Source organism: Halomonas sp. PAMB 3264 (assembly GCF_031954245.1).
In the GTDB taxonomy this organism is placed as follows: Bacteria; Pseudomonadota; Gammaproteobacteria; order Pseudomonadales; family Halomonadaceae; genus Vreelandella.
In genome coordinates this window covers 897,952-917,741 of the sequence record NZ_CP134866.1, presented here as the reverse complement: position 1 = coordinate 917,741, position 19,790 = coordinate 897,952, and the positions used below count along the sequence as shown (strand labels likewise).

General features: G+C 61.8%; 18 protein-coding genes. 6 read left to right on the top strand and 12 right to left on the bottom strand.

The window, feature by feature from the left end; genetic code table 11:
* Positions 1-32: 32 nt before the first annotated feature.
* Positions 33-515 (bottom strand): Lrp/AsnC family transcriptional regulator, encoded by a 483-nt coding sequence (locus tag RN347_RS04185; RefSeq protein WP_311960285.1) that lies wholly within the window; start codon positions 513-515, stop codon positions 33-35.
* A 186-nt stretch (positions 516-701) separates the two neighbouring features.
* Here RN347_RS04185 and RN347_RS04180 point away from each other — a divergent pair, with 186 nt between their 5' ends.
* From RN347_RS04180 to RN347_RS04170, 3 genes are all read left to right on the top strand, one after another.
* A complete protein-coding gene (locus tag RN347_RS04180) occupies positions 702-2,393 on the top strand; it encodes a 2-isopropylmalate synthase (RefSeq protein WP_311960284.1) in 1,692 nt (563 codons plus the stop codon).
* A gap of 89 nt (positions 2,394-2,482) precedes the next feature.
* Positions 2,483-2,884 (top strand): CrcB family protein, encoded by a 402-nt coding sequence (locus RN347_RS04175; RefSeq protein ID WP_311960283.1) that lies wholly within the window; start codon positions 2,483-2,485, stop codon positions 2,882-2,884.
* Positions 2,881-3,267 (top strand): CrcB family protein, encoded by a 387-nt coding sequence (locus RN347_RS04170; RefSeq protein ID WP_311960282.1) that lies wholly within the window; start codon positions 2,881-2,883, stop codon positions 3,265-3,267. Before RN347_RS04175 ends, RN347_RS04170 begins: the two co-directional genes overlap by 4 nt.
* Before the next feature lie 22 nt (positions 3,268-3,289).
* Here the strand turns inward: RN347_RS04170 and RN347_RS04165 are convergent, their stop codons facing one another.
* The gene (locus RN347_RS04165) at positions 3,290-4,141 is read right to left on the bottom strand and encodes a universal stress protein (RefSeq protein WP_311960281.1); all 852 of its coding nucleotides are present in this window, start codon (positions 4,139-4,141) and stop codon (positions 3,290-3,292) included.
* Positions 4,142-4,157: 16 nt separating this feature from the next.
* Positions 4,158-5,645 carry a SulP family inorganic anion transporter gene (locus RN347_RS04160; protein WP_311960280.1) on the bottom strand — a complete coding sequence of 496 codons (1,488 nt, stop codon included), beginning with the start codon at positions 5,643-5,645 and terminating at the stop codon, positions 4,158-4,160.
* Positions 5,646-6,135: 490 nt separating this feature from the next.
* Between RN347_RS04160 and RN347_RS04155 the strand changes: the two genes are divergently transcribed.
* A complete protein-coding gene (locus RN347_RS04155) occupies positions 6,136-7,404 on the top strand; it encodes a PAS domain-containing methyl-accepting chemotaxis protein (RefSeq protein WP_311960279.1) in 1,269 nt (422 codons plus the stop codon).
* 117 nt (positions 7,405-7,521) lie between these two features.
* On the opposite strand, the gene RN347_RS04150 is transcribed toward RN347_RS04155, so the two are convergent.
* The 5 genes from RN347_RS04150 to RN347_RS04130 form a co-directional block, all read right to left on the bottom strand.
* Positions 7,522-8,172, bottom strand: a complete 651-nt coding sequence (locus RN347_RS04150; RefSeq protein ID WP_311960278.1) for a peroxiredoxin — start codon at positions 8,170-8,172, stop codon at positions 7,522-7,524.
* Positions 8,173-8,266: 94 nt separating this feature from the next.
* On the bottom strand, positions 8,267-9,349 hold the full coding sequence (locus tag RN347_RS04145; RefSeq protein ID WP_263584859.1) for a CNNM domain-containing protein: 1,083 nt from the start codon (positions 9,347-9,349) through the stop codon (positions 8,267-8,269).
* Between the two features lie 82 nt (positions 9,350-9,431).
* A complete protein-coding gene (locus RN347_RS04140) occupies positions 9,432-10,109 on the bottom strand; it encodes a haloacid dehalogenase type II (RefSeq protein ID WP_311960277.1) in 678 nt (225 codons plus the stop codon).
* 108 nt (positions 10,110-10,217) lie between these two features.
* Entirely contained in the window at positions 10,218-11,651 is a 1,434-nt protein-coding gene (locus RN347_RS04135) for an aspartate aminotransferase family protein (RefSeq protein WP_263584861.1), read from the bottom strand.
* Positions 11,652-11,738: 87 nt separating this feature from the next.
* Positions 11,739-13,235, bottom strand: a complete 1,497-nt coding sequence (locus tag RN347_RS04130) for an NAD-dependent succinate-semialdehyde dehydrogenase (RefSeq protein WP_311960276.1) — start codon at positions 13,233-13,235, stop codon at positions 11,739-11,741.
* Between the two features lie 305 nt (positions 13,236-13,540).
* On the opposite strand from RN347_RS04130, the gene RN347_RS04125 reads away from it, so the two are divergent.
* Entirely contained in the window at positions 13,541-14,746 is a 1,206-nt protein-coding gene (locus RN347_RS04125; RefSeq protein WP_263584863.1) for a GGDEF domain-containing protein, read from the top strand.
* Here RN347_RS04125 and RN347_RS04120 read toward each other — a convergent pair.
* From RN347_RS04120 to RN347_RS04105, 4 genes are all read right to left on the bottom strand, one after another.
* Positions 14,741-15,217 carry an Lrp/AsnC family transcriptional regulator gene (locus tag RN347_RS04120; protein WP_263584864.1) on the bottom strand — a complete coding sequence of 159 codons (477 nt, stop codon included), beginning with the start codon at positions 15,215-15,217 and terminating at the stop codon, positions 14,741-14,743. The genes RN347_RS04125 and RN347_RS04120 overlap by 6 nt on opposite strands.
* A 6-nt stretch (positions 15,218-15,223) precedes the next feature.
* Positions 15,224-16,255 carry a N(2)-acetyl-L-2,4-diaminobutanoate deacetylase DoeB gene (gene doeB, locus RN347_RS04115; protein WP_311960275.1) on the bottom strand — a complete coding sequence of 344 codons (1,032 nt, stop codon included), beginning with the start codon at positions 16,253-16,255 and terminating at the stop codon, positions 15,224-15,226.
* 64 nt (positions 16,256-16,319) lie between these two features.
* Positions 16,320-17,519: an ectoine hydrolase DoeA gene (doeA, locus tag RN347_RS04110; RefSeq protein ID WP_311960274.1), complete on the bottom strand. Its 1,200-nt coding sequence runs from the start codon at positions 17,517-17,519 to the stop codon at positions 16,320-16,322.
* Between the two features lie 196 nt (positions 17,520-17,715).
* A complete protein-coding gene (locus RN347_RS04105; RefSeq protein WP_311960273.1) occupies positions 17,716-18,723 on the bottom strand; it encodes a DNA topoisomerase IB in 1,008 nt (335 codons plus the stop codon).
* Between the two features lie 130 nt (positions 18,724-18,853).
* Here RN347_RS04105 and RN347_RS04100 point away from each other — a divergent pair, with 130 nt between their 5' ends.
* Positions 18,854-19,789 (top strand): glyoxylate/hydroxypyruvate reductase A, encoded by a 936-nt coding sequence (locus RN347_RS04100; protein ID WP_263584868.1) that lies wholly within the window; start codon positions 18,854-18,856, stop codon positions 19,787-19,789.
* The last annotated feature ends 1 nt before the right edge of the window (position 19,790 follow it).

The following is a 19,790-nucleotide window of genomic DNA, read 5'->3' as shown; positions in this document are numbered from 1 at the left end:
TTCTCCTGTTTGAAAGTGGTGCCCTGGAGCGCCTAGCGGCGCGTAGGCACGGGACGGTGCTCGAAAACCCGGCGCAGCACGAAGCTCGTATGCGCGCCGGTGACGCCTTCTATGCGGTTGATGACGTGCAGCAGCAAGTGCTGATACTCGTCCATATCGCGAATCAGGATCTTGAGCTGAAAGTCTGCGGCCTGACCGGTAATGATCAGACACTCGATGACGTTGGGGATCTCGCGCACCTGGCGCTCGAAGTTATCAAAACGCTCCTGGGTGTGCTGATCCATGGCGATGTGCAGAAGCACCATCAAATCGAAGCCGAGCTGGCGCGCATCGACCTCGGCGCGGTAGCCCGCGATCAGGCCATGCTCCTCGAGCGCGCGCACCCGGCGAAGACACGGCGACGGCGAAAGCCCGATGCGCTCGGCGAGCAGCTGATTGCTGATACGCCCCTCTTGCTGTAGCACGTCGAGAATGTGCCGATCATAGCGATCGAGTTCCAGCGGAACGGGCAGCATCGGCCACCTCCTGCCAAAATTTTATCTTTTAACGATAGTTTCTGCCAATTATTGCCGCAAGAGCCAAGTATTAGCAATAATCTTCTGGCGCCCCATGGGTATACTGGTGCTACCGTCAGAAGACGAAACGCGCTCGAAAAGCCGACGATACGTCTCAACATCCCATTAACGTCAGGAAGCCTTTTTATGTCTGCCTTCGATCATCGCAAGTACCGCCCCGCTCCCCGCGTTCCCGCTTTCGACCGCACCTGGCCGGACAAGGATCTCGACCGCGCTCCGATCTGGGTGAGCGAAGATTTGCGCGACGGCAATCAGGCGCTGCTGGAGCCGATGACCGTGGAGCAGAAAAAACGCTTTTGGCACCAGATCGTCAAGGTGGGCATCAAGGAAGTGATGGTCGGCTTTCCCTCGGCCAGCCAACCCGACTATGACTTCGTGCGCTGGTTGATCGACGAGGACCAGATCCCCGAGGACGTGACCATCGCGGTGCTGGTGCAGTGCCGCGAGCACCTGATCGAGAAGACCTTCGAGTCACTGGTCGGCGTCAAGCGCGCGATCATCCACCTTTACAACTCCACCTCCACCGTGCAGCGCGAGCGGGTTTTCGAGATGGATCGCGGCGGCATTACCGATATTGCCGTGCAGGGCGCGACGTGGGTCAAAACCTATGCCGACCAGTACCCGGACGTCGAGTGGCGCTTCGAGTACACGCCGGAGAGCTTCTCGAGCACCGAAATCGACTTTTCGCTGTCGATCTGCGAGGCGGTCATGGACGTTTGGCAGCCGACCCCGGAAACCCCCTGCATTCTGAACCTGCCGACCACCGTGGAAGTGGCCGGCCCGCATCACCACGCCGATCAGATCGAGTACTTCTGTCAGCATATTAGCCGCCGAGATAGCGTGATTATCTCGGTGCACACGCATAACGACCGCGGCGGCGCGGTGGCCTCCGCCGAGCTTGCGCTGTTGGCCGGCGCCGACCGGGTCGAGGGCACGCTGCTGGGCAACGGCGAGCGCACCGGCAACATGGACATCGTCACGCTGGCCATGAACCTCTACAGCCAGGGCATCGACCCGGAACTCGATTTGTCCAACCCGGACGAAATCGTGCAGGTCGTGCAGGAGTGCACCGGTATCACCATGCACCCGCGCCACCCCTGGGTCGGCGAGATGGTCTATACGGCGTTTTCGGGCAGCCACCAAGACGCGATTCGCAAGTCGCTCAAGCACCAGAAAGCCGACGAGCCCTGGCAGGTGGCGTACCTGCCGATCGACCCGCGCGATATCGGCCGCGACTATCAGGCAGTGATTCGTGTCAACAGCCAGTCCGGCAAGGGCGGCATGGCGTTTTTGCTCGAACGCGATTACGGCATCAACCTGCCGCGCTGGATGATGCTGGCGCTCGCCCCCTACGTGCAGCAGGAGAGCGAGAAGCGCGCCAGCGAGCTTTCAAGCGAAATGGTCCGCCAGGTGATGTTCGATCACTTTAGTCATCAAGCACCGCTGGCGCTTGCCGACTACCGCCTTTCAAAGGGTCAAAACGAAGGTATCGAGGTCACGCTGACGCAAGGCGACGACACGCTGCGCCTGGAAGGCACCGGCAACGGCGCCATGTCCGCCTTTACCCACGCCTGGCGCCAGCACGCCGGCAGCCACGTGGCGATCGTCGATTACAGCGAACACTCGCTGGGCGGCGATAGCGAAGCCAACGCCATCGCGTTCGTGCAGCTCAACGTCGACGGCCAGCGCATCTGCGCGGTCGCCGAGGACAGCGACACGGTGAGCGCCTCGCTCAAGGCACTGCTGTCGGGCATCAACGCCGCCCAGACCCAGGCAAGCCAGGACACGTTGACACGCAGCGAAAACGCGACCGTCTGAGGTGTCGCACGCTCCTCGCCTGACGCTCAAGGCCCGCCCGGCGGGCCTGTTATACTCCCGGTGACGTTCAATCAGGGTGAAAGGTAGCGATGGGTCACGGGGGTATTCAAACAGTCATCAATATCGCCCTTTTAGCGCTCGGCGCCGGGCTTGGCGGCATGGGTCGCCTGGCCGTCACGCGGCTGGCCGCCCGGCATCTGGCAACGGATTTCCCCTGGGGGACGCTGGCGGTCAATGCAAGCGGCGCCCTGGTTGCCGGGGCGCTTCTAGGCCATTACGGTTTCGCGCCGTTGTCGAACTCCCCGGTCGGGCTTTTGCTGATCGGCGGGCTGCTCGGCGGCTACACCACCGTCTCGTCACTTTCCCTGCAAACGCTCACGCTCTGGCAAGACCGCCAACCACGGACGGCGATCGCGTATCTGGCGGGCACGCTCGCCGCAGGCGTAGCCCTCGCCGCGCTGGGATGGCACCTAACGGGGGGGGCGTTATGAAGGGGATAGCGGCGTACCTGGCCGTCGGCGTGGGGACCGCGCTTGGCAGCGTGTGTCGCTACGCGGTGTCGCTACTGGCGCTGGCCGGGCTGGGCAACGCTCTGCCCTGGGGGACGCTTCTGGTCAACGCGCTGGGCTCGGCTCTAATCGGCTGGCTCTCGACCCGAATGGCGCAGGCCCCGAATAGCGGCTTGGCACGCTGGCAGCCGTTCTGGGTGACCGGCTTTTGCGCCGGGTTCACCACCTTCTCGCTTTTCAGCCTCGAACTTCTCACGCTGTTCAAGCTTCACGGCTGGCTCGCCGGCGCCTATGCCCTGACAAGCGTGGCGCTCTGGCTTTTGGGTGCCGGGCTTGGCCAGCGGCTGGCCAGGGCGCAGGGCTAACGCACAGGGCTAATCCACAGGACTAGCGCAGCACCAGTACCGGCGTGGCAGCGCGGCGCAGCATTTTCGTCGTGGTACTCCCCATGAGCAAATGCTTGAGCCGTGAGTGTCCAAACGCGCCCATCACCATAAGATCGATGGCATGCTCGGCCATGTAGGTCTCGAGCGTCTGGTCGACATCGCCGGCGCGAATCGCGCCTTTCGCCTGGTGTTCACCGGCGGTGAGTGTCTCGAGCGCCCAGTCGAGCTCGCTTGTGTGCTCGCCGGTTGCCGCGCCCACGATCAACACATGGCACTCGGCGCCGCTAAACAGCGGCGAGCGCGCCAGCATTTCGACCCCCTTGCGCGCCGTTTGACTGCCGTCGAAGGCGATCAGCACGCGTTTGGGCGGCGTGAATGTGTGCGGCACGATCAGCACCGGGCGGTGGATGCGGCGAACCAGCGCTTCGATATGCTCACCGAGCTCCTCGCGTTGGCTATGGCTGGCGCCCTGCTTGCCCAGTACTAGAAGCCGCGTTTTGCTTTCGAGCTCCAAAAGCGTTTCGACGAAGGTGCCGTTGAGCTGGCGCGCATTGGCCTGGGCCCCCTGCGCTTTTGCCCAGGTACCGGCCTGCTCCAACAGCGCCTTGCTGCGCTTGCGATTTTCCCGTGCGCGCCGTTCATCGAAACTCGAGAGCGTTTCCATCAGCTGCTCCTGAGAGCCCAGCGACAGATTGCCGGAAAGGTCCTGCTCGCCGGGCACGCCGGAGTGGTTGTCGATCACGTGCAAAAGGCTCAGCGGTGCCTTTAGCGCAAGGCTCGCCCAGGCGCCGTACTCACTAACGCTCTGGGCAAAACGCGAGTCGTCGATGGCGGCAAATACGTGCTCGGTCATGACCTGCTCCTTATGCTTAGTGGTCGCCCATCAGCTTTTCGACGGCTTCCGGGTCGTCGTGAACGGCGTAGCGGTCGACCACGGTCGCGCTTGCCTCGGACAGCCCCTTGAGCTCCACGCTCGTGCCTTCACGGCGAAACTTGATCACTACCCGGTCAAGCGCCTGTACCGCGGTTATATCCCAAAAATGGGCGCGCGATAAGTCGATGACGACGTGATCGAGACTCTCCTTGATATCGAAGTTGGCGATGAAGCGCTGCGACGAGGCGAAGAACACCTGGCCGATGACGCGATACTCTCGCGTCCCTTCATGGGTCCTGGCGCTCGACACGGCCATGATGTTGCCTACCTTGTTGGCAAAGAACAGCGCCGCCAGCAGCACGCCGACGAATACGCCAAGCGCCAGGTTGTGGGTGCCCACGGTGACCGCCACGGTGGCCAGCATGACGATATTAGTGCTCATGGGGTGTTTTTTCAGATCGCGGATCGAGGCCCAGCTAAAGGTACCGATGGAGACCATGATCATCACTGCGACCAGCGCCGCCATGGGAATCTGCGATACCCAATCGGACAAGAACACCACCATGATCAAAAGCACTACCCCGGCAATCAGGGTCGAGAGCCGCGTGCGCCCGCCGGATTTGATGTTGATCACCGACTGGCCGATCATCGCGCAGCCCGCCATGCCGCCCAAAAGCCCCGCGCCGATGTTCGCCACGCCCTGCCCCTTACACTCGCGGTTCTTGTCGCTGGGCGTGTCGGTCAGGTCGTCGACGATGGTCGCGGTCATCATCGACTCCAGAAGCCCCACTACCGCCATCATCACAGCGTAGGGGAAGATGATCGCGAGGGTTTCGACATTCAAAGGCACGTCCGGCCACAAAAACACCGGCAGCGTATCGGGCAGCTCACCCATGTCACCCACCGTGCGAATGTCGATGCCGCTGACCAGGTAAACAATGGTCAGCACCACGATGCAAACGAGCGGCGACGGCAGCGATTTACCCATTACCGGCAGATAGGGAAAGAGATAGATGATGCCAAGCCCTGCCGCCGTCATGGCGTAGACGTGCCAGGTTACATCGGTGAGCTCGGGCAGCTGTGCCATGAAGATCAGAATCGCCAGCGCGTTGACGAAGCCCGTGACCACCGAGCGCGAAACGAAACGCATCAGCTCGGCGAGTTTCAAATAGCCTGCCGCGATCTGTAGAACGCCGGTCAAAAGCGTAGCCGCCAGCAGATACTCGAGGCCGTGCTCGCGTACCAGCGTCACCATCAACAGCGCCATCGCGCCCGTCGCCGCCGAAATCATGCCAGGCCGCCCGCCGGTGAAGGCGATGATCACCGCGATGCAAAATGAAGCGTAAAGCCCCACCTTGGGGTCGACGCCGGCGATGATCGAAAAGGCGATCGCTTCGGGAATCAGCGCAAGCGCCACCACGATGCCTGAAAGCGTATCGCCCTTGATGTTGGAAAACCATTCGTACTTGTTGAAAAGCGCCATGCCATATCCCGTAAAACGTTGATCGATCTGTCGTGCAGCCCCCAGCCGCGCACAGGCGCGCTGAACGGATGCGAGGATAGCGGCGAAAAGCCGCAATGTGAGGGCACAGCGCTAGGGTGGAAGCATCGTCCAGAGAGAGGTGAGAAGCATGAATTACCGCTGCCTTGCGAGGTGATCGAGGCAAAAGCCGACTAACGCGGCTTTTCAGAGAGCGCGATTATAGCAAGCACGTTCTCGAATGCCACCCAGGGCAGGCTCGACGATACCGGTATTTTAGTATGCCTATCGTACTCGATAGCGTCTCTCAATCGTTAAATGAAGACGTCACAATTGTTTGCAACTGATTAGTACGCAAATAAATGGAGCAGGATTACTCTAATCAAAACGCATGATGTCTAGCGCTTGAAAAAGTAAAAAACTAATACATAATTCATACAAAAATAGAACCATATGACCAAAGCGGTACAACCCCTACCCATCGAGAACGCCCATGCTCACCTTCATCAAGCACGACGCCTTGCCTCTGGCGCTTCAGGAACACACCGCCAGTATTCATTTCTCACCCAATGGCACCATCCTGGATGCAAGTCCCATCTTTTTACAAAAGATCGGCTATCAGCTGGACGATATCGTCGGCCAGCACCACAGCATTTTTTGCCCAGTGGAGGAGACTTCCTCGGCGAATTATCAGCGCTTTTGGAGCGCACTGGCCAACGGTGAGCCGCAGCAGGGCAGCTTTCGGCGTATCAGTGCCGCTGGCGAGGATATTTGGCTCGAAGCGATCTACCTGCCGGTGAGAAACCGTCGCGGCAAGGTGGAGAAGATCGTCAAGATCGCTAGCGACATTTCCACGCGTCACCAATCCGCCCAAAGCCACAGCGCCGTTCTCCGCGCGCTCGATAGCTCCATGGCGGTCATCGAGTTCGCCCCCGACGGCACCATTTTGAACGCCAACGCCAACTTCGAGCGCGTCATGGGCTACAAGAGTGAGCAGCTCAAGGGCCAGCACCATCGCCTCTTCTGCACGCCGGATTTTGTCTCTCAGCTGCCGGCATTCTGGGCAGCGCTTGCCAGCGGTCAGTTCAAGCAGGGCAAGTTCGAGCGTCTTGACAGCCAGGGCCAAAGCGTATGGCTCGAGGCCACCTACAACCCGGTTTACGACAGCCATAACAACGTCGTCAAGATCGTCAAGTTCGCCACCGACATCACGCGTGCCGTCAGGGAGGGCGAGGCCGCCCGCCGCGCGGTGTTGAACGCCCAAAGCACGTCCAGCCAGACCGAGCAGATCGCCCAGAACGGCTTGACGCACCTTCACCGGGTGATCGAGGAGTCACGCCAGGCGGCCCGGACCCTGGCCGATGCCCAGCAGCTCATGACCGCGCTCAACAAGCAGGCGCAAACGATCAACAAGATCACCGCTGCGATCGCCAAAATCGCCAATCAGACCAACCTTTTGTCACTGAACGCGGCCGTGGAAGCGGCGCGAGCGGGGGAACGGGGGCGCGGTTTCGCCGTGGTCGCCAACGAAGTGCGCCAGCTGGCCAAGGGCTCCAGTGAAGCGGTCGAAGAGATTACTCGCGTGCTCAGAGAAAACAGCGAGCTGGTCGAGCGTACGAGCCTCGCCGTCTCCCAGGTGGTCGAGCAGGGTAAAACCAGCCAGGCAAGCGTGGGAGAGATCGAGACCATCGTCAACGAGATCCTTGCTGGCGCGCGCGGCGTATCGGACTCCGTCGAACGGCTGGCGCTTCAATCGGTGTGATAAGGCCCACCGGCTGGATAAAAGAAGGGGCAGTGCCGCGCTGAACAACGCAAAAACGAAAAAGGCGGCCAGCGGCCGCCCTCTTCCTAACGCCCAATAGCGGGCGCCTGAACACTATTACTTGAGGCGCGTTTTACGTAAGTAAGGCAGTACCGCGTCGAACTCGCCAAATTTATCCCTGGCATCGTCATTGGAGACGCTCGGCGGGATGATCACATCCTGACCTACGGTCCAGTCTGCCGGGGTGGCCACGCCGTGCTTTTCGGTCGCCTGCAGCGCATCGAGGGCCCGCAGGATCTCCGCGAAATTACGCCCCACGGACATCGGGTAGGTCATCGACAGTTTGAGCTTTTTGTCCGGGCCAATGATGAACACCGAACGCACCGTGGCGCTGTCTGCCGGCGTGCGGCCATCGGGCAGGTAGGCGTCTTCCGGCAGCATGTCGAAAAGCTTGGAGACGTTTAAACCTTCGTCGGCGATGATCGGAAAGCCGACCGCACTTCCGCTGTAGGTTTCGATATCTCCCGCCCAGCGCTTGTGATCCTCGACGCCATCCACGGAGACACCGATCACTTTGGTGCCGCGCTTTTTCCACTCGTCATTGAGCCTTGCGACCGCGCCAAACTCGGTCGTACATACCGGGGTGAAATCCTTGGGGTGCGAAAACAGAATCGCCCAGTTATCGCCGATCCAGTCGTGAAAGCGGATCGCGCCCTGGCTAGTCTCGGCGTCAAAATCCGGAACGACGGCGTTGATACGTAGTGACATGGTGCCTCCTTTGCGGGTGGTCGAACTTTTAATACCTTAAACCACGCTCTACCAATTCTCTATAGAACGTTTGGTTTTAAGACACTGCCTGGCGCTACGGCGTTCCACCTTCTTTGCCCGGTTGAGCCGGCTCTTTCGTTGCCGCGACCATATCAGCCGGCTCGCGACCCCGCTTGACCCGAGAGAGCCAGCGCTGTCTGGCGTGATGGCGCAGGTTCGTGACGCGGTCGGTTTCATCGACAATGTCCTGGCCCAGAATGGTTTCGAAGATATCCTCGAGCGTAATCAGCCCCACGAACGTGCCGTGCTCGTCATATACCACACGCATATGCAGGTGATCCTTGAGCATGGACACGAACACCTCTTCGACGTGATGATCGACATCCACCCGGCCGATCGAGTGCATCAGCTCGCTCATGCTCTTGTCGTCGTCGGCGTGGTAGATATCGGCCTTGTGAACGTAGCCAAAGGGCTGCTCGGCGCTGTCCATGACCGGAAAGCGAGTAAACGACGCCTTGCCATGCTGGCCGTCGAACTCGGCCACGGTCATATTGGGGGTGACCGTCACGCATACCGTGCGCGGCGTCATCGCCTGGGACACGGCGATCTCGTGCAAATTGAGCATGTTGACGATGGTGCGCGACTCGTCGTCGTCCAGCACCTTCTCCTCGAGCCCGACCCGCGCCAGCGTCTTGATCTCCTCGCGCAGGTCGACGTCGTGCTCGGCACTTCCCAGCCGGCGCGTGATCTGCTCGGAAAGCCAGATGAACGGCAACAGCACCAGGATCATCGGCTTGAGCAAGCGCGGCAATAGCGGTGACAGCGCGCGCCAATAGGTAGCGCCGATCGTCTTGGGAATGATTTCCGATAGCACCAGAATCAGCAGCGTCATCACCGCCGACACGATCGCAATCGAGGCCTCGCCGAACACGACCGCCGCCTGAGCCCCCACCGCCGTCGCCCCCACCGTATGGGCAATGGTATTGAGCGTGAGAATCGCCGCCAGCGGCCGGTCGATATTGGTCTTGAGGGTATTCAGCGAGGCGTGCAGGCGCGGATTGTTGTTTTTCAGCCGGGCAATATAGCTTGGTGTAATGGACAAGAGCGCGGCTTCGAGAATGGAGCAAAGAAACGATAAAGAGATGGCAAGCGTTGCGGTAACGATGAGCAGGAGCATGAGCACTTGGCGGTGAGGGGTGTAACGTGTTTATAGGAGCGCGGCGCAGGATTGTCAATGAAGCACCGCGCTCGTAAGCGCCCTACCCCATGATACGCGACGAAAACGACTCGAGGTCGGTGACGGTCATGTCCGGCTCGATTCCCCAAGGATCGAAAGGCGCATCGCTTCGCCGGCGCACCCAGGCGCTCTTGAGCCCGGCGTGCCTGGCGCCGATCACATCGAAAGCGTTGCTCGAAACGAGCCAGGTGTGCTCGGGGCGCACGTCCAGCCGGCTGCGAAGATAGGCGTAAACCGCCGTGTCGGGTTTGAAGCGCTTGATGGCATCGACGCTGACCCAGTCATCGATGTAGGCCGAGACGCCGGCCCGGCCCAAAAGCCCTGCCACTGCCTCTTCGGTACCGTTGGAGAACGCCACGCAGCGAAAGCCGGCTTCCTTGAGACCGGCCAGCGCCGGGCGTACGTCATCGAAGGCGGGAAGCTCGCCGTAGAGCGTCATCAGGTGATCGCAGTCGTTGTCGGAAAGGCCGGTTTGCAGCGCCCGGTCGGTAAAGATCAGCGCGCGCCGAGTGCATTCGGCGAACGTTACGTAGGCGCCCATCAGGCCAACGCGAAAGCTGTACTCGAGCTGCTTCTCGCGCCAGCGCCTGGCAAATTCCTGAGCACGCGAGCCGTCCGCCAGCCGCCGCTCGAGCTCCTCGGTGACGCCCTGGGTGTCGATTAGCGTGCCGTAAACGTCGAAGGCTAAAACCGGTTGCATCCTGCACCTCGTTGTCAGAATCAAAAGGGATGCTCTAAGCGTAGCCTGCCCGGCGCAAAACAAAAACGCCGCTGCACGAGGCAGCGGCGTGTTGAACGAAGCGCTGGATCAAACGGTAAACGCCGCTTCCTGCTCGCCGGTCTTGAGGTCGCCCGAGCGGGTCAGCTCGTCGGTGACGCGGTCGACGGCGCGCTTGGCCCGCGCAATCACTTCGTCCACCTCCTGGCGGTTGATGGTCAAGGGCGGGGCGAAGCCGAGGATATCGCCCTGGGGCATGGCGCGGGCGATCAGGTTCTCCTCGAGTGCTGCCGCGGCGACCCGTGGGCCGACTTTCAGCGCCGGGTCGAAGTGCAGGCGCTGTTTCGCCTCCGGCGAGAACTCGAGTGCGGCCATCAGGCCCACGCCGCGCACGTCGCCGAGAAGCGGGTGGCCCTCGAAGGTCGCTTTCAGCTGGCTCTGGAAGTAGGCGCCGGTTTCCGCGGCGTTGCCGACCAGGTTCTCGCGCTCGATGATATCGAGATTGGCAAGCCCCGCCGCGCAGCCCAGCGCGTGGCCGGAGTAGGTCCAGCCGTGACCGATCGGGCCAAACTCACCGGTGCCGGCTTCGAGCACTTTCCACACCTTGTCACCGACGATGACGCCGGACAGCGGCTGGTAGGCGCTGGTCAGGCCCTTGGCGATGGTGACGAGATCCGGCTCGATGCCGTAGTGATGGCTACCGAAGGCGGACCCGGTGCGCCCGAATCCGCAGACCACTTCGTCGGCGATCAACAGCACGTCGTACTTGTTCAAAACCGCCTGAATCGCTTCCCAGTAGCCTTCCGGCGGCGGCACGATGCCGCCGGTGCCGAGCACCGGCTCGCCGATGAACGCGGCCACGGTGTCCGGACCCTCTTCCAGAATCATCGTCTCGAGCTTTTCGGCACAATACGCTGAAAACTCGCGCTCGGTCATGCCGTGCTGCTCGGCGGCGCGCAGATAGTAATGCGGCGCTTCGGTGTGGCGGATGGTGTCGATCGGCAAATCGAAATGATCGTGAAACGCCTTGAGGCCTGTGAGCGAGCCAGACGCGATGCCGGAGCCGTGGTAGCCGCGCATCCGCGAAATGACCTTCTTCTTCTGCGGGCGACCCAGCACATTGTTGTAGTAGCGCACGATCTTGAGCTGGGTTTCGTTGGCGTCCGAACCTGACATGCCGTAGTAGACCTTCGACATGTTCATGCCAGCGGCCTTGACGATGCGCTCGGACAGCTCGATCTGCGGCTCGTTGGAGTGGCCCACGTAGGTGTGGTAGTAGGAGAGCTCGAGCGCCTGCTTGTAGATCGCCTCGGCGATTTCGGTGCGCCCGTAGCCGATGTTCACACAATATAGCCCGGCAAAGCCGTCGATGAACTCGCGGCCGTCCTTGTCGACGATGTTGATGCCTTTACCGCCGGTGATCACGCGCCCCGGCGCGTCGCCGTGGGCGAAGTCCTTGAGGTGGGTCGAGGCGTGAAAGGTGACCTCACGGTCGCGGTCGATTAACGCTTGATGCTGACTCATACGCTGCCTTCTTGACGTGCGCCCCGCTCGACATCGAACGAGGCCTGATAAATGCGTGATAAAAATGACATGACGTTGCCGATTCGCTTAACTGCCGGAAACGGAGCCCAGTGCCCCCAGGCAGTAGTACTTGGTTTCCAGATACTCGTCGATGCCGGTGGCGCCGCCCTCGCGGCCAAGCCCGGACTGTTTGACGCCGCCGAAGGGCACCGGCGGGCCGGTCATTTTAACCGAGTTGACGCTGACCATGCCGTACTCAAGCGCCCGCAAAAGTTTCCAGATGCGACGGATATCGTGGGTATAGACGTAGGCGGCCAGCCCATACTCGGTGTCGTTGGCCATACTGATCACCTCGTCATCGCTTTCAAACGCGGTAATACCGGCCACCGGGGCGAAGTTTTCCTCGCGCCAGACCTTCATTTTCGGCGTAACGCCCGTCAACAGCACCGGCATGAAGAAGTTCTCGCCCGGCGCCTTTTGCTGGTCGCCGGCGATCAGCGTCGCGCCTTTGGAAAGGGCGTCGTCGACGATCGCGGCGGCCTTCTCTACCGCCTGGCGGTGAATCAGCGGGCCCAGGTCCACCTCGCCCTTGAAGCCGTTGCCCACGGTGAGCGCAGCCATCCGCTCGGTAAAGTGCGCCACGAACTCATCATGGATCGAGGCGTGCACCAGAATTCGGTTGGCGGCGAGACAGTCCTGCCCGGCGGTCTGGAACTTCGCCGCCACCGCGGCGAGTGCGGCCTCGCGCGGATCCATATCCGGGCCGACGATGAACGGGGCATTGCCACCCAGCTCCAGCGACAGGCGCTTGACGGTGTCGGCGCTTTGCTCGATCAGAAGCCGCCCGACGCGGGTGGAGCCGGTAAACGACAGCGCCCGGATGCGCGGCTCGCGACACAAAATCTTCGACACCTCGGCGGGCTCGCCCAGCACCACGTTGAAAATGCCCGCCGGAATGCCCGCACGCTCGGCAAGCTCGGCCAGCGCCAGCGCGGAAAACGGCGTTTCATTGGCGGGCTTGACAATCACCGGGCAACCGGCGGCAAGTGCCGCCGCTGCCTTGCGGGTGATCATCGCCAGCGGGAAGTTCCAGGGCGTGATCATCGCCGCGATGCCGACCGGCTCCTTTATGGTGCCCAGTGAGGCGTTCGGAATGTGGCTGGGGATGGTGTCGCCGTAGGTGCGCTTGCCCTCTTCGGCAAACCAGCGCACGAAGCTAGCACCGTACTCCACTTCGCCGCGGGCATCCGGCAGCGGTTTGCCCTGTTCCAGGGTCATGATGCGGGCCAGATCCTCGCGATGGGCCTGAATCAGATCGTACCAGGCAAGCAGGCGCTCGCAGCGCTCGTCGGCGCGCAGCAGCCGCCACTGGCTGAAGGCGGACTCGGCGGCGTCAACGGCGGCGGTGATTTGGCTGGCCTCGAGCAGCGGAATATGGCCGATCGTCTCTCCCGTGGCGGGATCGACGACGCCCTCCTCGCGTCCGCCCTCGCCGTGGGTCCACTTGCCGTTCACGTAGGCGTACTGGCGAAACAGACGCGGGTCATCCAGACGATTGGACAGTGTGGCGGCGTACGTGGTCATAAAACCTCCCTGGCCTTCGTCAACAAGCGGCGAAGACGTGCAAAAAGCGATAAGCGCCCGTGGCGCTGACTCTATGGCTCTACGCTACGCGAGGATTCACCCGAAGTGTTTTCGAAAAACGCGGTCGAGCGTGCGCTTTTTTTGGTGGCTCGCGCTTCAACGACGGTTTTTTTTGGTTCGCATGTGCAAATACGGCACTTGCAAACATTTGTGGAGTAAACTCATGAGAGTTAAATGATCTTTTTCATGCCGGCACCGTTTGAGTGACCCATTGCCCCCGTGCCGGCATCATAGAGGCCGATTTCGTGTATCGACTCACTTCCTACTACAAGGCGCTTTCGCAACGCGCCGGCGACCTGACGGTCCGTGATCACTACGATAATTATCGACACGATGAGCGCCTTCGCTCGATAAAGCTGCTCACGCTTTGGCTCGCGTTTTTCTACTTTTTCTACACGCTGGTCGATATCTACCTGCTTGATGATGTCACCTGGCGTTCGATATTGATTCGCGGGCTGCTGGTGGGGCCGACCACGGTCGCACTGATGCTTTACTACGACCGGCCCGGCCCGATTCGGTTAAAGGAACTCGCAGGCACCTGCCAGGCCTGCCTTGGATGCGTCGCCTGGTGTCTGGTGATCGTTGGCTCCCACGACCCGAGCGTGCTCGACTACTTCTATGCCGGGCTAGTGTTCATTCTCGTGCTCACCATAGTCTTTACTCCGCCATTCGAGTACAGCGTTTACGCCTCGCTGTTCGTGTTTGCGTGCCTCTACTCGACCGTCTGGTTTCTGGAGGGAGTGACGCCAGAGTACGTCGTGCGTAATCTGTCCGTCGGCGTGCCGGTGCTGGTGCTGTCGCTGATGGCCAACTACCGCTTCTCCTCCGAGTCGCTGCGCCTCTATATGGAGAATCTCCACGTGGAGCGCCTGCGCGGCGAGCTGACCGAGCGTAACGTCGAACTCGAGCGCCTTTCGCACCTGGACCCGCTCACCGGGCTTGCCAACCGCCGGGCGCTGGCCCGTCAGGAAAAGAAACTGGCGCAGCGCAGCGCTTCGCTAGAGAAAGCCACGGTGATCGTGGTCGATATCGACCATTTCAAGGATTACAACGACCATTACGGTCATGCCGAGGGAGACAGTGCGCTGCGCGAGGTCGCCAATGCCATCAAAAGCGCCTGCGCGCCCAGGGACGTGGTGTGCCGCTATGGGGGCGAAGAGTTTTTGGTACTGCGCTACGGCGAAGCGTCCTGCCACGATAACGCGCTGGCCGTAGCGGAGCACATTCGCGAGCGGGTCGCCGAACGGCGTATTGCCCACCGGGGCGTGCCGGCGGGCAAGGTGACCGTGAGCGTGGGCGTTTGCAGTGGGGCGCTCGGCAGTGGCACTACCCTCAAGGAGCTGACCCGATGCGCCGACCAGGCGCTTTACGATGCCAAGCAGCAAGGGCGCAATCGGGTGTGCCGGCGCGAGTATGCGCCTTCCCCTCATCACGCCAACAAGATGTCATGACGGCTCGTCGAACTCGAGCGCCAGCGGTTGGCGCTTGACGGTCTTGGTCACGATATACGTAAAGTAGCGCTCGATACCGGCCTCTGAGACCAGCCAGCGATCCATCTGGCGCTGATAGCTGTCGATCGAGCGTGCTTCGAACTTCACCAGGTAATCCACCCCGCCGCCGACCGCCACGCACTCGGTGACCTCCGGCGTTTCAAGCACCAGCGCCTCGAAGCGCGAAAAGCTCTCCACGTTGTGCGCCTTGAGCTCGATCTGCACCCACACCGGGTTGCGCGGCACCAGAGCCTCGGCGTTGATACAGACGGTATACCCCTCGATGACCCCGGCCTTTTCGAGCCGCTTGACCCGCTCCCAGCAGGGGCTGATCGATAGATTGATCGCCTCGGCCAGTTTGGACTTGGTGATGCGTCCATCGCGGCTGAGAATGTCGAGAATCTTCAGGTCATAGCGGTCGAGTTTCAGCACGTGGCGTTACGCCTCAAGTCGGTCGACGACATCGGCGATCACCGCGAGCGTATCTCCCATATTGATAAGCGACGGTGCGCGGCGCGCCATCAGAACACCGTCGCGTTCGGCCTTGTAAGCCACCGGCTCGGCGCCGCTTCGCGACATGTCGTACACGTAAGCAATGGTCTGGCCCTTTTGGACCGCATCGCCCAGCGCCACGGTCAACTCCAACACGCCCTGGTGCTGGCTCTGCACGTAGCAGCGGGCATCCGGCATATCGAGATAGACCTGGCCGCCGTCCGGCATGGCCACCTCGCCTTCGACCAGCCCGTAGTGAATCAGGAAATTGCGCACGCCGCGTTCGGCGATCGCCATGCTTTGCGGAGTGGACGTGCCGCCGCCGCCGAGCTCGGTGGCCACGAACACCTTGCCCTGGCGCTCGCAGGCGGTATCGAACAGCCTTTCCGCGTCGAGTTCGAACATCACCATGGCGTAGGGTGCCCCGAACGCCTTGGCGCCATCGAGGGCGGCCCGCTGCTGATTTTTGTCATCGAGCACGTGGGAGGCGGCAAACGGCAGGATATCGAGGGTGCGCCCACCGGAGTGCAGATCGAGCACCACGTCGCTCATCGGTACCAGCACGCGGGTGAAGTAGTCGGCGATCTGCGCGGTGACGCCGCCATCCGGGTCGCCGGGAAAGCTTCGGTTAAGGTTGCCTTTATCCATCGGCGAGGTGCGCGTGCCGGCCATTACCGCCGGAGTGTTCATGCACGGCACGATGATCACCCGCCCGGAGACCTCCTCGGCTTTCAGGGCGCTTGAGAGCTTCAAAAGCGAGGTGATGCCTTCATACTCGTCGCCGTGGTTGCCGCCGGTCAGAAGCGCAGTGGGGCCGTCGCCATTTTTCACCACGGTGACGGGAATCATCACCGCCCCCCAGGCAGAGATATCGGTGGAGATCGGCAGCTTCAGAAAGCCGTGCTGAACGCCGTCGGCGTCGAAATCCACGGTGGCGGAGACGGGGCTTGGCCGCCGGGTGCTCGCTTGCTGAGTCATGCATATGTCCTTGTGTCGAATCGTCGTCGGCGCGATGGCGAACGTGGAGCCTATCGTCGCCTCGCTACTTCACAAATAGCTGCCGGGGAAAGTTCGCCAGGGTCTCGCAGCCACTTTCGGTGATCAGAATGCTTTCGGTGATCTCAAGGCCCCACTCTTCTACCCAGAGCCCGGGCATGAAGTGAAACACCATGCCAGGTTTCAGAACCGTTTCGTCGGACGGGCGCAGGCTCATGGTGCGCTCGCCCCAATCCGGTGGGTAGGAGAGCCCGATGGAGTAGCCGCAGCGGGCACCGCCGCGATCGAAGCCGTACTTGTCCATCGCCGCGCCCAGGGCCATGGCGATGTCTGCGGTGCGGTTGCCGGGTCTGGCCACGGTTAGGCCGTTTTCAATGCCTTCCAGAAGCGCGGATTCGGCGCGGATGAAGTCTCTGGGGGGCGTGCCGAGAAACACCGTGCGCGACATCGGAGCGTGGTAGCGCTTGAACACCCCGGCGATTTCGAAGAACGTGCCCTCGCCTTCGCGAAACGGGGTGTCGTCCCAGGTCAAGTGCGGGGCGGCCGCGTCCTTGCCGGTGGGCAGCATCGGTACGATGGCCGGGTAGTCGCCGCCGAACACGCGGCCCTGCTCATCGACGAAGCCTTCGATGCCGACGCGGTAGATCTCCGAGACCAGCTTGCTCTTGGGAAGACCCGGCTCGATCACTTCGATGATGCGCGAGTGCATGCCCTCGACGATGCGTCCGGCTACGCGCAGATACTCGATCTCCTGAGGCGACTTGATCGCACGGCACCAGTTGACCAACGCGTTGGCGTCCATGAAGCGGGCGTGGGGCAGCTCGCGTAGAAGGCTTTGGTAGGCCTTGGCGGAGAAATAGTAGTTGTCCATCTCCATGCCGACCACGCCGGTGTGCCAGCCGCGCCCGGGCATCACCGACTGTGCCAGATACTCCATCGGATGCATGTCCGGGTTCTGCACGTAGTAGTCGGGATAGTAGGTGATGTTCTCCGGGTCGATCCAGCAGGTGCGAAGCGCTCCGTTGGCGTCCATACGTCGTCCGAACCAGACCGGCTCGCCTTCGAGCCCCACCAGTACGCACTGATGGACATAGAACGACCAGCCGTCGTAACCGGTCAGCCAGGCCATGTTGGAGGGGTCGCTGACGATCAGTACGTCGATACCGCGGCTGGCCATTTCAGCGCGCACCTTCCAAAGGCGCGCGGCATACTCTTCGCGAGTGAAAGGCAGGGAAACCTCATTCATCGAGCAACTCGCCCTTTTAAATCACTAAAAACCAGCTTGCTGGGCCCATGCAGCGAAAGGTCCGTGCGAGCACCGCCATTGCCGTCTTGAGCCGATACTAGCACCGACCCTTGGCGTTGGGTCAAAGGCTTTATCAAAAGCCCTTACCAAAAGCCCTTATCAAAAACCGGCCGTGCTGGCGTGGCGTCGACGCGCATCAGGTCTTGCGCTTCAGGCGACTTTTCAAAAGCTCGAGCACGGCGCGCTCGTCCGGCCCGGTCAGATCCTCGTGTTCGAGCTCGACTTCGACCAGCTGGCGAAAGTTCTCGAGCGTCTGACCGTCCAGGTAGCTCTCCACCACCCGAGGGTCGATGTAACTCGCCCTGGCGATGCTTGGCGTATTGCCCAAGGATTTCGCCACCCGCTCGACGGCCTCGCGCACGTTCTTCTCGCTGACCTTTTCATCCTCGTCGACTCCCAGCTCCTCGAGCGCCAGCGCGGCGATCGAGGTACCCGCCCAGGTTCGAAAATCCTTGGCGCTGAACTGCTCGCCCATCACCTCGTGGATGTAGTCGTTGAGATCAGCACTGTCGACGCGCACCTTGTGGCCCTCGTCGTCGAAGTACTTGAATATCTCGTAGCCCGGCGTTTCATCGAGCTCTGCGACCACGCTCGCCAAACGCGCGTCCTCCACCACCCGGTGCTGGTCCTGGCCGCTTTTGCCACGGTAGTCGAAAATCAGCTCGTCGCCGTCGATGGTCAAGTGTTTCGAGCGCATGGTGGTCAGCCCATAGGAGTCGTTTTGCTGACGATAGCGCTCGCTGCCCGGGCGGAAATAAGCGCTGTCGATCAAACGCACCATGCACGCCAGCACTTTTTCGCGCGGCAGACCTTCTTGCAGCATGTGCTGGCCGGTCACCCTTCGCATCGGCGTGAGCTTCTGGGCGAAGGCGATCATGCGATCGAACTTTAGCGCCTCGCGTTTCTCGCGCCATTTGGGGTTGTAGACGTACTGCTTGCGCCCGGCGTCGTCGCGGCCGGTGGCGTAGATATGGTGGCGCGTGTCAAGGGTGATCTCGACGTCGCGCCAGGCCGGCGGAATGGCAAGCGACTTGATCCAGTCGCGCCACGTTTGATCCTTGAGCGTTTCGCCATCTTCGGTTTTATAGGTAAAGCCCTTGCCGCTTCGTTTGCGCGTGACCACGTGGGCCTTGCGGGTTGCCATGGTGAATCTCCTTTTCGCCTCAAAATGGGCGCCAACGTGGCGCTGAGGGTGCGCGGCGTCCTTGCAGCCCTTCCCCCACTTAACCCATGATAGCTGGTAACCTACAACATGCGATTCACGGAGGTTTTTCATGAAGATCGTGGTACATACCGACCAGGCCGACCAGTGGCAGGCCGCACTCAGCGAGGCGCTACCCGAGGCAACGGTGCTCAAAAGCGATGCGCCGGCGCAAGAGCGCCAGGGCGCCGACTATCTCGCCGTCTGGAAGGCGCCGGGGCATCTGCTGGCCGAGCAGCGCGCGCTTAAAGGCATCATCAACCTGGGCGCCGGTGTGGATCACCTGCTCGCCTCCCCCGAGCGCCCGGCAGACGTGCCGATCGTCAAGCTGCGCGACGCCGGTATGGGCGAGCTGATGGCTGACTACGTGCTCTACGGGGTGCTACATTTTTATCGCAGCATGGACCGCTACAGCGCGCAGCAGCCAGGCGCGCAGTGGCAGCCACACGAGGTCGTGGAGAAAGCCCAGTGGCCGGTCGGCGTCCTGGGGCTCGGGGCGATCGGCCAGGCGGTGGCGAGCGCCCTCGACCAGGCCGGTTTTCCGGTGCTGGGCTGGAGCCGGTCGCCCAAGACGCTCAAGAACGTGCGCTGCCTGCACGGCGAGGCGGGGCTCGATGAGCTGTTGGGCCAGGTTCAAAGCGTGGTGACCATTTTGCCGGACACCCCGGCCACTCGGCATATTCTGAACGCCGAGCGGCTCGCGCGCCTGCCCAGGGGCGGAAGCGTCATCAACCCGGGCCGGGGCGGTCTGATCGACGAAGACGCCCTGCTCGAGGCGCTGGGAAGCGGTGAGCAGGAAGGCCATTTGCGCGGCGCCCTGCTGGACGTGTTCAGCGAGGAGCCGCTGCCGGCGGCCCACCCGCTTTGGCAGCATCCGCGCGTGTTGATCACGCCGCACATGGCCGCCCCCACGCCGCTGGCGGACGCCATCGACCAGGTGATCTCGTACCTGCACGCTTTCGAGGCCGGCGACGCCATCGCCACGGTCAACCCAAGCGACGGCTACTGAC

What these genes read in the sequence shown, in the direction of transcription:
- RN347_RS04185 (WP_311960285.1), bottom strand. Translation starts at nt 515, where the DNA reads ATGCTGCCCGTTCCGCTGGAACTCGATCGCTATGATCGGCACATTCTC.
- RN347_RS04180 (WP_311960284.1), top strand. Translation starts at nt 702, where the DNA reads ATGTCTGCCTTCGATCATCGCAAGTACCGCCCCGCTCCCCGCGTTCCC.
- RN347_RS04175 (WP_311960283.1), top strand. Translation starts at nt 2,483, where the DNA reads ATGGGTCACGGGGGTATTCAAACAGTCATCAATATCGCCCTTTTAGCG.
- RN347_RS04170 (WP_311960282.1), top strand. Translation starts at nt 2,881, where the DNA reads ATGAAGGGGATAGCGGCGTACCTGGCCGTCGGCGTGGGGACCGCGCTT.
- RN347_RS04165 (WP_311960281.1), bottom strand. Translation starts at nt 4,141, where the DNA reads ATGACCGAGCACGTATTTGCCGCCATCGACGACTCGCGTTTTGCCCAG.
- RN347_RS04160 (WP_311960280.1), bottom strand. Translation starts at nt 5,645, where the DNA reads ATGGCGCTTTTCAACAAGTACGAATGGTTTTCCAACATCAAGGGCGAT.
- RN347_RS04155 (WP_311960279.1), top strand. Translation starts at nt 6,136, where the DNA reads ATGCTCACCTTCATCAAGCACGACGCCTTGCCTCTGGCGCTTCAGGAA.
- RN347_RS04150 (WP_311960278.1), bottom strand. Translation starts at nt 8,172, where the DNA reads ATGTCACTACGTATCAACGCCGTCGTTCCGGATTTTGACGCCGAGACT.
- RN347_RS04145 (WP_263584859.1), bottom strand. Translation starts at nt 9,349, where the DNA reads ATGCTCCTGCTCATCGTTACCGCAACGCTTGCCATCTCTTTATCGTTT.
- RN347_RS04140 (WP_311960277.1), bottom strand. Translation starts at nt 10,109, where the DNA reads ATGCAACCGGTTTTAGCCTTCGACGTTTACGGCACGCTAATCGACACC.
- RN347_RS04135 (WP_263584861.1), bottom strand. Translation starts at nt 11,651, where the DNA reads ATGAGTCAGCATCAAGCGTTAATCGACCGCGACCGTGAGGTCACCTTT.
- RN347_RS04130 (WP_311960276.1), bottom strand. Translation starts at nt 13,235, where the DNA reads ATGACCACGTACGCCGCCACACTGTCCAATCGTCTGGATGACCCGCGT.
- doeB (WP_311960275.1), bottom strand. Translation starts at nt 16,255, where the DNA reads ATGACTCAGCAAGCGAGCACCCGGCGGCCAAGCCCCGTCTCCGCCACC.
- doeA (WP_311960274.1), bottom strand. Translation starts at nt 17,519, where the DNA reads ATGAATGAGGTTTCCCTGCCTTTCACTCGCGAAGAGTATGCCGCGCGC.
- RN347_RS04105 (WP_311960273.1), bottom strand. Translation starts at nt 18,723, where the DNA reads ATGGCAACCCGCAAGGCCCACGTGGTCACGCGCAAACGAAGCGGCAAG.
- RN347_RS04100 (WP_263584868.1), top strand. Translation starts at nt 18,854, where the DNA reads ATGAAGATCGTGGTACATACCGACCAGGCCGACCAGTGGCAGGCCGCA.